This is a genomic window from Anaerolineales bacterium, assembly GCA_016928575.1.
GTDB lineage: Bacteria > Chloroflexota > Anaerolineae > Anaerolineales > RBG-16-64-43 > JAFGKK01.
Genome location: JAFGKK010000093.1, coordinates 1 through 11,790, shown reverse-complemented (window position 1 = coordinate 11,790; position 11,790 = coordinate 1). Strand labels below are relative to the sequence as shown.

Here is an 11,790-nt window from a genome sequence, read left to right as displayed (position 1 = left end):
CGCGCCGGGGCGGGCGAAGCAATCTCCCTCTTTTTCCAGCGAAGGAGATTGCTTCGCTCCCTGCGGTCGCTCGCAATGACACCCTTTACGGCTTTTTCAACACCCTGCTAAAGGGAAAAACAGGCGAGCTCCAGCCTCCGGTGATCGCTCGGCCTACCCGTCATCCCCAACCCCTCTCCCTGCGCCCGCCCTCGCACACAGGGTCCGACCCCGCCGGGTTGAGCCGCCTTCGAAATGGCATCCACCAGGGGTGGTCCAAGCGGGAATCCAAGGGAGATCAAGGCTGGATGCCCGCCAAATGCGCGCGGGCAAAACGACAATTTTCCTTTTTCGACGATCATACAAACAAAGCCCGGCGCGCGCCGGGCTTTGTTTGTATATCCACTTCCCAACTGCGGAAATGTCACGTCCCCGGCGGCGGCATTTCGATGATTACCTTAATCCCGTCGCGCTTGACGGCCGCCGCAAACGCCTCGGCGGCCTTCTCCAGCGGGAAGCGGTGGGTGACGAGCGAACGCACGTCCACCAAGCCCTGCTCCACCAGCTCGATCGCGCGCGGATAGGTGTGCTTCATCCGCCGCACCAGCATGAAGGTGATCCCCTTGCGGCGGGCGACCGAGGCGCGGAAAGCGGTCCGGTCGTCGGGCGGAATCCCGGCCAGCAGGATTTTTCCGCCCGGGCGGAGGATGTTCACCGCCGTTTCCACCGCGGCGTTTTCCCCGGCGCACTCGAAAACCACGTGCGGCGGATCAACGCCGGCCAGGGCGACGGCGTGCTTATCCACCAGGCGGCAATCCTCGAACCCGAGCGCGCGCGCGGCCTCCAGGCGATGGGGCAGGACCTCGGTGGCGAGGACGCTTTTCACCCCGAAGAGGCGGACAAGTTGGAGGACCAGCAGGCCGATCGGTCCGCAGCCGAGCACCGCCACGCGCATCTCGTGCCGCAAGTGGGCCAGGTCCACGGCGTGGATCGCCACCCCCAGCGGTTCGAGCATCACGCCGTCGGCGTCGCTGAGTTGATCCGGAATGGGAAAGCAGACCCGTTCCGGCCAGGCCAGGTACTGCCGCAGCGCGCCGTCCTGTTTCCCGTATCCGGCGAAGACAACCTTCTCGCACAGGTTGGGATTCCCTTCGCGGCAATGCTCGCATTCTTCGCAAGGGATGGAAGGATCCACCGCCACCCGTCGGCCGTCAGGCGTCGCCGCGGAGAATTCGTGCCCGAGCACCACCGGCTCAGCCAGCCGCGCCTCGCCGATCGCCCCTTCCGCAAACCAATGCAGATCCGATCCGCATATTCCAACGGCGGACACACGCAGGAGGATTTCGCCCGCAGCCGCTTTCGGCACGGGCTCCTCGTGGAGCCGCAAATCCCCGGGAGCATGCAGGCGGACGACCTTCATCGATGGACCGCTCATGAATGACGGTATACCTCCCAATCCAGGTACTTCGTAAAGGCTTCCTCCAGGACGGCCGCGCAGGGGGCGGGATTGATCGCCGCATGGTGCTCAAAGCCGTTGTCGCAGATGTGGGCCAAGAGCTTCTGGAAATTGGGGATCTTCACCACGCCGTATCCGCCGAAGGTGGCAAGCTTTTCACCGGTCAACTCGCCCTCGCCCAGGTAGGCGGCCACCCAGCCGGTTTGGTCGTCGGTCGAGACCCGGCAGTAGGTGATGGGCCCCGCCCGCAGGCGGCCGACGACGGTGCCATAGGCGTTCTGCTTGCCGACCGTCCCGGCGATGATCGCCTGGTAATCCATCACCGGCGCCTCCTTGCCCGTTTCCTCAAACAAGGCCTTCGGCAGATTGGAGCAGTGGAAAATCACCGCTTTGTCGGGGTCGCTGCCGAAGTTGTTGTTCCAATCCACCAACGCCGAGGGCTTGCCCGTCGCCAGCACCATCGCGTACATGCCCACCAGTCCGGTGATGTCGGTTTCGCAGGCGGCGGGCATCAGGCCGTTGCTCATCATGCTCATCAGCGTGCAGGGCACCACGCCGTAGAACTCCTCCATCGAGGTCCAGCACTGCAGGGCGCTTCCCGCCAGCTCGTTTTCTTCCATCCAGCCGTCGATCACGCGCCCGAGCTTGGCCATCTTGAGGAGCGCCTGGGGGTCGATTCCCGCCGTCGGCACATAGGCCCGGATCTCCTCCAATTTGGTCTTGACCCCGGGATCGGAATCCGCAAGCTTCCACGCCCGGCCGAATATCTCCGAAAGGTCGATCGTCTCGACCGAGATACCGCTGCGCTCGAGGATCTTTTCGCTGTAACGGACGGTCTTGAAGGCGGCCGGCCGCGCGCCGATCATGCCCAGCCGGACGGACCGCAATCCGCGCACGACCCGGCAGACGGCGGCGAACCGGCGCAGGTCGGCTCGGAAATCGTCGCCTTCCGGATCCATGGTGTGATTGGTTGTCAGCGAATAGCGGATCCCATACTGATGCAGGTTGCAGGCGCAAGACATCTTCCCGCAGAAGGAATCCCGCCGGTCGGCCAGGGTCATCTTGGCCGGATCGTCGGGGAAGGCGTGGATCAGCACCGGAACCTTCAATCCGGCCCAGCGCAGGGCGTTGGCGATGGCGGTTTCTTCGCCGAAGTTCGGGAGGGTGACGAGGATCCCGTCGATCTCTTCGCGGCGGGATTTAAACAAGTCCGCACATTTGTGCGAATCCCCCAGGCTGAACACCGCGCCGTATTGGGTGTCGTCCGGCGTCAGGCATACCGCCCGGATGCCCTCCTGTTCCAGGACCTTAAGGATGGTTTTCCTCCCGCTGTCGCATAAGTGAGCGGGGAAAAAACCACGGTTTCCGACGATCACGCCCAGAGTGACAGGTTTCCCTTCGAGTTTCATGATTTCCTCCAATGAATTCCGGCCGAATCAGCCGGAGCCGGTTTAGTAGCGGCGGCATCCGATTCCCATGCCGGAACGGCCGGACGGCATGCCGCGCCCATCGAGCTCTGCAGTCTATCAAGCGGATTCTACCCCGACTCACGCCCTGCCACCATGCGGCACGGTCCGGCCAGATTTCGATCCGGGCGCCAACCCTGCGGCGCGGGAAGGCGAAACGGCTTCTTTCCCCACGGATATGGAAACCAAGGACTTCGGGCTTCCCGCCTCTTGGCAGTCCCCACCCAAACGCCGGCCGGCAGCAGAGGGTATAATCCCGCAACACACGGCAATTCCCGCGTCGACTTCCGGCAACGCAAACCGCGCCCGCGGAACCGGCATCGCCGCCGGAAGGCGCACTCGACGGTAGACGCCAATCCCAGGAGAAGGGTATGAAACCAAACGACGTTCCAAACGCCATCGACCGCGGCGAGACCGCGCTGGGGATCGAGTTCGGCTCGACCCGGATCAAGTCGGTGCTGATCGGACGGGATTCTGCGCCCATCGCCGCCGGAAGCTTCGAATGGGAAAACCGGCACGAAAACGGATTTTGGACCTATCATTTCGACGAGATTTGGAGCGGACTGCAGGAAAGCTTCCGCCGGCTTCGCGCCGAAGTCCGGAAGAAATACGGCGTCCCGCTCCAGACGGTCGGCGCCCTCGGCTTCAGCGCGATGATGCACGGGTATCTGGTGTTCGACGAAAACGGAAAACCGCTTGTCCCGTTCCGCACCTGGCGCAACACCGTCACCGCTCCGGCCGCCGAACAGCTTACGGAGCTGTTCCAATTCACCATCCCCCAGCGCTGGAGCATCGCCCATTTGTATCAGGCCGTTCTAAACCGGGAGCCTCACGTCCGCGATATTCGATTCCAGACCACCCTGGCGGGCTACGTGCATTGGAAGCTGACCGGCCGCAAGGTGTTGGGGATCGGCGAAGCCTCAGGCATGTTCCCCGTCGACGGAAAAACCAACGGCTACGACGGACGCCTGCTGCGCCTTTTCGAGGACCGGCTTGCCCCGCAAAAGCTTCCCTGGAAGCTTCAGGATATCCTGCCGAAAATCCTGATGGCGGGGGAAGCCGCGGGGAACCTGACCGAGGAAGGGGCCGGCTTGCTCGATCCGGAAGGCGGGCTGCGCGCGGGGATCCCACTCTGCCCGCCGGAGGGGGACGCCGGCACGGGCATGGTTGCGACCAACAGCGTCGCCGAGCGGACCGGCAACGTTTCGGCGGGCACCTCCGTCTTCGCCATGATCGTCCTCGAAAAGCCGCTCTCAAAGCTGTATCCGGAAATCGACATGGTGACGACGCCCGCCGGCAAGCCCGTGGCGATGGTCCACAGCAACAACTGCACCTCCGACCTCAACGCCTGGGTCGCCCTGTTCCGGGAATTCGCCGAGGCGCTGGGCGCGGAAACGGCCGAAGACAAGCTTTACGAACTGCTGTATACGCGGGGCCTGGCCGGGGAGGCGGACGGCGGAGGGCTCCTGGCCTACAATTATTTTTCGGGCGAGCACCTCACCGGGCTTGCGGAAGGGCGTCCGCTGTTCGTCCGGACTCCCGAAAGCCGGTTCACCCTTGCGAACTTCATGCGCACCCATCTGTTTTCGGCGCTGGGCGCGCTGAAAACCGGATTGGAAATTTTCGAGAAGGAGCGGGTGAAGATCGACCGGATTCTCGGCCATGGCGGCTTCTTTAAAACCAAGCAAGTCGGCCAACGGATCATGGCGGCGGCGATGAACGCCCCCGTTTCGGTGATGGAAACCGCCGGCGAGGGCGGTGCGTGGGGGATGGCTCTGCTCGCCGCCTACATGCTCCGCAAGGCGGAGAAGCAATCCCTGGAGGCGTTCCTGGCCGACAGGGTCTTTGCGGGGCAGACGGGCACGACCGTCGATCCGGATCCGGCGGACGTCGCCGGTTTTTCGGCGTTCATGGAACGCTACAAGCTGGGGCTGGTTATTGAAAAGACCGCCGTGGAAGCTTTACGATAGGAAACCCTCACCCCGCCCCCCTGTTGTCCCTCCATTTGCAGGGCCAATGGGAGGACAACAGGGTGCGGAAGAAAGGACAATAACCAGGATGCTCGATCAACTCCGACAGGACGTTTGCCGCTGGAACAAAGAGCTTCCGAAAAACAACCTGGTCGCCTGGACCTCCGGCAACGTCAGCGGGCGCGATCCGGAAACCGGGTTGGTCGTCATCAAGCCCAGCGGGATCCGTTACGAGGACCTGACCCCCGCCGGCATGGTCGTCGTCGATCCGGACGGGAAGGTGATTGAGGGGACGCACAAGCCCTCCTCCGACACCTTCGCCCACACGTATGTTTACCGCCACCGCCCGGATATCCACGGCGTGGTCCACACCCATTCGACCTTCGCCACCGCCTGGGCGGCGGCCGGCAAGCCGATTCCGGCGGTGCTGACCGCGATTTGCGACGAGTTCGGCGGGCCGATTCCGGTCGGCGCATACGCGAAGATCGGCGGTGACGAAATTGGGAGGGAAATCCTCCGGTCGATCGGGGCAAGTCCGGCGATCCTGATGAAGAACCACGGGGTATTCGCGATCGGGAAAACGCCGGAGGCGGCCGTCAAGGCGGCGGTAATGGCCGAGGATGCCGCCCGCACGGCTTTCTACGCGCTGCAGGTCGGGACGCCGGACGAGATTCCCGCCGAGGAGATCGCCCGCGCGCATCGGCGCTACCTGGAGGAATACGGGCAAAAGTAAACGGGGCCTGATCCCGACATCAGTGGGTTGCGGCCGGATGCCAAAGAAGGCTGGAATGCACGGGCCGTTCCCTTTCCCCTCCGGCATATAATGGAATCCGGAAACACGAATGGGGCAATCCGCAGGAATCATACCCTTCGCTTGTTTTGTTCCGAGCAACCCTCTTGCCTGCCGCGGGATCATCCGCAGGCAAGATCCCGTGTGGCGCAACCCCTGCGAACCGCTCCCGGGAGGAGAATCACCGTCAGAAAAATCCACCACCAAGGAGGAGCCATGCCCGCGTTCAATCCGGCGATAATCCTGATCGGCTGTTTGGGAGGATTGCTGCCCGACGCGCTGCGGATCGCCCGCAACCGGTACCGGGCCGACGCCCTGGCGTATTTGAAACGACCCCAATTCTGGCTTGGGGTTCTGATGCTGGCGCTGGTCGGCGGACTCACTGTGTGGGTTTTTAACCTGTCCGCCGCCAAAGACGCGTTGATCTACGGCTACGCCGCCCCGGCGGTCATCTCCCAGCTGGTGGCCAGCGTCGTGCCCGAGGATCAGGAGCCACCTCGGGCGCAGGGCGCGCCGCGCAAAACGGCGCCGTCCGAAGCGCAGGGTGGGTTTAATCTGTTGAAGTGGTGGCGGGCTTAACGGACCGACCGCTTCATTCCCGAATTCCTCTCCCCGCCCCGCTTTCATTCTCATGGACGGGGGGCGGAAAACCGCGCACCGGAGAATCGGAATACCGCCGCCTTGCGCAACGGCGCCGTTTACAGCCGCCGCGGGGATAGGATTTGGAATTTAACACCCGGAAGGCGAGCTCTTGCCGTACGACCCGATCCCATCCCGCTTAACCCCATAGTCCGTCCCGCCTTTTCGGAGCACTCACATACATCTCCCGGGCCGTAATATACACATCTGATGAATAGGCAGGGAAGAGTCATCGTCGATACGAACGGGTCCCCATTTCTCCCGCTTTCGGTAATGTCCGCTTCGCTGCGGCAGGAGGCGGCCGAGGGTATAATCCCCGTCGGAGAACCCGATGAATAAAAAGCCAAGGTTCCAGAATTATGGTCGATCCTTAAGCGCCGCGTCGTCCTTGCGCGCGCGGAACCTTCTTTCGATCCCGGGCGCAATCATCCTATTTGCCGGCCTCGCCGCCGCCTGCTCGGCCGCCGGCGGGGCGGAAGCCGAGATGACCCGCGCCGCGCAGACCGTGGCCTTGATGGTCACCGGTCTGGCCCGCCAACAGCCCTCGCCCACACCGACCGCGTTCTCGGCGCCCTCGGGCGCGCCCACCGCCACGGTCGGGCCGAGCATCACCCCGAGCGAGATCGCCACCATCGCCTTCCCGACCAACACCCGGGCCATGCGCCGGGCGACCTACAACGGCTCCACCCCGACCACCGATCCCGCCTCGCTTTTAACGCACACGCTCACCGCCCGCTGCAACGCGGCCTTTTTCGTCGGTTATGCCGCGCCGATCTACGAAAACACCGAGGTCGCGATGGATTCCACGTTCACCGTCACCTGGGTGCTGCGCAACGCGGGGACCTGCACCTGGTATCCGAGCTACTTTGTCTACTGGCATTCCGGCGCGCGAATGGAAGCGCCGGCCTACTTTTTCCTCAACGAAGTCGTCGCCCCGAACCAAACCTTGTTCCTCTCGGTCACCTTGAAGGCGCCCGACGAACCCGGGAAATATTACCAGCGCTGGTACTTCCGCGATCCGACCGACGAGCAATTCGGGATCGGGCCGGACTACGACGAACCGCTGATGGTGCGGATCGTGGCGGTCTGAAAGGCGGCCAACGTCGATCGGGCGTCCGCCGCAGGAGAACCCACCCACAGGACACGGACGATGTCCGCTCCCGGGCGTTGTTATTGGAGAAACGATGGGCTCTATGGGCCGCGGCGTAGGTTTTTCACGCGATCAAGGATGGAACGGCGGTCCTCGCCGAAAGGGTACGTGAACGTTTACAAGCGTCGACAGGCTCTTCCGACCCCCGGAGTTGGATAAGCGCGGATTTTCTTGGTCTCACAAACGATTGGAATGCCGCCCGAAAGCGATGTCGGTGTCTTTGGGCATCGGAGCCCGCGGAGTCGGTCGACACCGGACGGAATCCGGACCTGTTGCCGAGAACCCACTCCCGGCGGATTCTCAAGCATCCAATTTATTTTGTCTTGAACTGCGACAAAGAAAAGGCGGTTTGCCGGTTGCTTTGCGCGGCGGTTGTCCATTCTCCTATTTTCCGGCCTTACGGAGCATATCTAATTGCACCGACAATCGACTGTATAGAATGCCATCCAAAAATTGATTTAGAATTTCATTTTCAACATCTTCCGTATCCAGATAGCTGATTTGTTCAGCCATGAGGGAAAGCGCCGACCGGATTTTCGTATATTCGTCAATATCCGACCGCGACCATGCACGGTCATAAATTTCAAAGACTTTCGAAACCGGCACGGTAATACCATTTTTCGAAGAGGGACTCCTTCCGTCTTGTGCAAGGTCGCCAATGGCCAAGGGCCAAGCGAAATATCTATTCCTCCCTTCAAAAAAGCGTTTTCGTACGGGCAGCCCTACGCCGCGCGTAAACCTCTTGTAATCTTCTTCCGGACGACAGAGTCTTTCAATAATCTCGCGCCCCAACTCCTTGCTAACCGAACCTTTTAGGATACCAATGTACCAATCGCCGCGAAAGCCGCCCCCCGGCAACGGACAGACGCGCATGTCTTTGGCGAGTTCTGCATTCCAATCCACCAATTCCCGCAATTGGGAGTACCAACACACGTACACGTTGGCCTTTGCGGGCAATGCCAGAGTTTTAGAGCGAATCAGGTTCATCGCGTCCGCGCCGTATGGATCCGGATCCTTTGTCCGCTCCGCAGCGATTACCCGAACGGCTTTGTGCCCCATGGAAAGCAGGCGGGCCAATGCCCGGAGTTCCTTCGTCCAATCATCGGCATTGAGATTGAACCCATTTTCGTTCCCGGGATTCGACCACAATGATTGCCGGGTCTTCTCGTACAGAAGCTTGTCCAGGAAATCTTTCCTCACCCCCAACGCCGGATCATCCGCGACGTACTTCCCATCGACGTTGAATTTCGCGATGAGTGCATCAATTACCATGCAGGATAGGGTTTCGCGGGCGGTTTGGTCGAACCAGAATCGAATTTCACCGTTCCTCTCCGACTCGGGGGAAGCAACCGCTTGCCAGATCTCATCCCATTTGGTTGGAGCCCAAATTCCGTCGGTCCCCTTTTGAAGGGTCATATTGGTATGGGATTCAAACCACGTTTGGCGATACGCGAGAAGCAGAACATTGCAAATGTAAGGCCAAACGTAAATCCGCCCTTCCGGCTTATCGACCAATTCCTCCCTTACGAGGATGGATTCTCCCGTGTCTGCTTCGGTATCCCTCACGCCCGTGATCTCGTAGAACTGCCTTTTTACATCATCGGACTTGCGGGAAAATTCATCCACGGTGCACAAGACGGTGCGATTCACCGGCCGATCCTTCAGGACATCCAGGGAATCGTGAATAGCTTCCGACAATTGCGAGTTAAACGGCTGGACCACAACATCCAAAGCGTCGGATTCTTTTCCGAAGTCAATTTCGTTTTCCGATTCGAATTCTCTGCGGTTCGGCCGGGAAAGACCGGCGCGCAGCATCTCTGCCATCTCTTGGTTGTAAGCCGGCTGGAGCCTGCCGTCCTCCTGAAAGACGTGAAGAATGAGGCCGGGACGGTGGGGACTTGCGGTTTCCAAACCCACTATGCCGTCCAGATGGTTCTTTTCCAATTTAAAACAATCGATCATTTCCTTGGAAGCACTTGCCGGTATCCTTTCGCGGCGGATTACCGGCAGCTTGGATTCGTATTCCGCCGCTCCGGTCATCCCACCGCTGATCACGACATGCCGTTGGCCGAACACATCCACAAACCTGCACGATAGGACCGCATCGGCCAGCGTGGCGGCCTTCTTAACCGCCTCGTCGGCCTCGGGAACATTGCTGTGCGTCCCCACCATTACCAGGCTGATTCCGTAATTTCGCATGAGGTGCACAAAGGTGGGCAGGAAGATGTTTCCCGAAGTCATGCTCTCCCGCAGAAAGGGATAGCTTACGCCGATTTGGCTTACGTCGCCCAGGACGACTCTTCGGATCTTGGCGACGGCTTTCTCGCCGTTCCGCTCGTCCCTCCGGATCAGCACGTCGCAGACGAATTGGACAAATTCCTCGGGCAGAATATATCCGCCCTTGAAATCCAATTCGAACAATGCGGAACTGGGATGGTCGCGGGTATCCTCCCGACCGCGTAAACAGAATTTCCGAATAAGCACTTTATTGATCGGCGCGATATTCTGCCAATCGCTTTCGGTGTTTGCATAGGCAAGCTTTTGCCAATCGAATGTCTCGCTGATCTGACTGCTCAGAATGGGCCATTTTTGTTTTGCTTCCCCTTCATCCCGCTGCTCGATCAGCGGCACGTCGGAAAGCCGGATGAGCATCACCGATTCCGGCGTCTCATCGATCAGTCCCTTCACCAGAAAATTCATTGCAATACTGGTTTTAAGGGTTCCTCGATCGCCTTCGATCATGATTACATTTCCGCGAAGACAGGTCGTTTCCTGTTTCCCAATTCTTCCAGTCACCTGTTGTGCGCGGAATATATTTTTGGCAAGCACGGAATCAAAATCGTCGATCCCGAAGCATTCTGCAAACGTTTTTTTGGCATAGGTATCATCCGTCGAAGTCCGCGGATTCTGCGTCGAATCCGTCTTTAGAACGATATGGTGCAACGAAGGGTAGACGACGATCCCGCATCGGGCCGGTTCTTTTTTCTCGGGCGTGGATCTAGGCGGATTCCTCAAAGGGAAGGGAGGGGTAAACAGCTTTTCGAATTTAATCGGTTTAAATGGATGGAGGCCGCGGACGTGATTGGAGTACCGGGATTTCTCGATTTCGATATGGCGGACGGCGTACCCCTGATCCTTGGTCGAGGAAAGGCGGATCACCACGTCCGCGATGGTCGAATCAAACGGCGTCTCATCGCTGGTTTCCACGATAAAAACGCCGATCCGCCGATATCGTTTGAACAAGCGGAACAATTGATGGATCTGGTTTCGGGAAAGCGGCTTGTCGCTGAACATATTCAGGCTGTCGATTACCACCAACGGCAATATCGCGCGCGCCTCAGGGCATTTGATGATTTTCGCCGACTCCGCATCGATCGTAGATTCCATTCCTGAAAGCTTCCACTCGTTCTTTTGTTGCACCATTTCGTTCCATGTATTTCTTAAAATGATTTCGATGGCATTCCAGCCTCCGATAAGGTCATTCAACTCTTCACGTTGTTGTCTCCATCCGTCGCCCGGCTGTTCCGCGATACGAGCGGCCGCACTTGCCGATCGCATCAATTTCGCAATCAAATCAGTCACGGACATCGTAGGAAAATTTTTTATTTTCTTAGTCGTGATGGTTAAATATCGACGGATTTGTGTCATTTTTCTTGAGAACCTTCCCACCAGAAGGCTGCGCCTTTCTTCTTCCTGCTTTCTGATGGTTTCATCCAAAATCGGATTTTTCAGTTCCCGGAGTAATTGACGCGCCAAATCCACAGACACCTGCGCCAGGTGGGAAAGGACCGCATGGGGATCGTCATCCCGGAGAGATTCCAGCTTGCGGGAAGCCATGAGCAGATGTTCCAGTTGCCGGAAACGCCTCCAAAAAACCGTATCGCTTTTTTCGTCTTCCCCCGCGATCTCGCGCGGGGTAAGCATGGGAAGTAAGACCGCAGGGTTAACCAGAGTACGGTGATTCTTTTCTTCCCCGCAGGGGAGGTAAGCCGTACGGTAATCGAGAGGGGCATCCTGTGCGGCCGGGCAGGCATCCGGTCGAGTCAGTATGTTAAGCAAGTTTTTCGCATGGCTTTCGGGGGTGAAGAATTCATCGGATTCACCCAAATGGCCAACCTCCGATAAGTAATTCTCGCCATACGGGATCCCATATTCAATTCTTTCCGCCCATCCGAAGTCCTTTGCCTTCGCTTTGATTTCATCGATGGTCGATTCCAATGAGATAAACGCCGACACGGCTCGGTTCTCTTCGGTTTTATACACAACGCCCTAAAATATTGCGCATAATTTCCTTAGCGTATCGTTTCCTTTTTTCCAGAGATTGAAGGTGCTTTCTACGG

General features: G+C 59.3%; 7 protein-coding genes. 4 read left to right on the top strand and 3 right to left on the bottom strand.

Annotated features, from left to right (window positions below):
* Nucleotides 1-403: 403 nt before the first annotated feature.
* Nucleotides 404-1,414 carry an alcohol dehydrogenase catalytic domain-containing protein gene (locus JW929_11995; protein ID MBN1440121.1) on the bottom strand — a complete coding sequence of 337 codons (1,011 nt, stop codon included), beginning with the start codon at nucleotides 1,412-1,414 and terminating at the stop codon, nucleotides 404-406.
* On the bottom strand, nucleotides 1,411-2,844 hold the full coding sequence (locus JW929_11990) for an L-fucose/L-arabinose isomerase family protein (protein MBN1440120.1): 1,434 nt from the start codon (nucleotides 2,842-2,844) through the stop codon (nucleotides 1,411-1,413). The genes JW929_11995 and JW929_11990 overlap by 4 nt, the downstream gene beginning before the upstream one ends.
* 428 nt (nucleotides 2,845-3,272) lie before the next feature.
* Here JW929_11990 and JW929_11985 point away from each other — a divergent pair, with 428 nt between their 5' ends.
* From JW929_11985 to JW929_11970, 4 genes are all read left to right on the top strand, one after another.
* Nucleotides 3,273-4,871, top strand: a complete 1,599-nt coding sequence (locus tag JW929_11985) for an FGGY-family carbohydrate kinase (protein ID MBN1440119.1) — start codon at nucleotides 3,273-3,275, stop codon at nucleotides 4,869-4,871.
* 88 nt (nucleotides 4,872-4,959) lie between these two features.
* Nucleotides 4,960-5,604: an L-ribulose-5-phosphate 4-epimerase gene (locus JW929_11980; GenBank protein MBN1440118.1), complete on the top strand. Its 645-nt coding sequence runs from the start codon at nucleotides 4,960-4,962 to the stop codon at nucleotides 5,602-5,604.
* Between the two features lie 273 nt (nucleotides 5,605-5,877).
* Nucleotides 5,878-6,240 carry a hypothetical protein gene (locus JW929_11975; GenBank protein MBN1440117.1) on the top strand — a complete coding sequence of 121 codons (363 nt, stop codon included), beginning with the start codon at nucleotides 5,878-5,880 and terminating at the stop codon, nucleotides 6,238-6,240.
* Between the two features lie 391 nt (nucleotides 6,241-6,631).
* A complete protein-coding gene (locus tag JW929_11970; protein MBN1440116.1) occupies nucleotides 6,632-7,390 on the top strand; it encodes a hypothetical protein in 759 nt (252 codons plus the stop codon).
* Between the two features lie 444 nt (nucleotides 7,391-7,834).
* On the opposite strand, the gene JW929_11965 is transcribed toward JW929_11970, so the two are convergent.
* Entirely contained in the window at nucleotides 7,835-11,686 is a 3,852-nt protein-coding gene (locus JW929_11965; GenBank protein MBN1440115.1) for a hypothetical protein, read from the bottom strand.
* Nucleotides 11,687-11,790 lie beyond the last annotated feature (104 nt).

Bases quoted from the DNA above. Each gene is read 5' to 3' on its own strand.
- JW929_11970 (MBN1440116.1), top strand. From the start codon at position 6,632: ATGAATAAAAAGCCAAGGTTCCAGAATTATGGTCGATCCTTAAGCGCC.
- JW929_11980 (MBN1440118.1), top strand. From the start codon at position 4,960: ATGCTCGATCAACTCCGACAGGACGTTTGCCGCTGGAACAAAGAGCTT.
- JW929_11975 (MBN1440117.1), top strand. From the start codon at position 5,878: ATGCCCGCGTTCAATCCGGCGATAATCCTGATCGGCTGTTTGGGAGGA.
- JW929_11985 (MBN1440119.1), top strand. From the start codon at position 3,273: ATGAAACCAAACGACGTTCCAAACGCCATCGACCGCGGCGAGACCGCG.
- JW929_11990 (MBN1440120.1), bottom strand. From the start codon at position 2,844: ATGAAACTCGAAGGGAAACCTGTCACTCTGGGCGTGATCGTCGGAAAC.
- JW929_11995 (MBN1440121.1), bottom strand. From the start codon at position 1,414: ATGAGCGGTCCATCGATGAAGGTCGTCCGCCTGCATGCTCCCGGGGAT.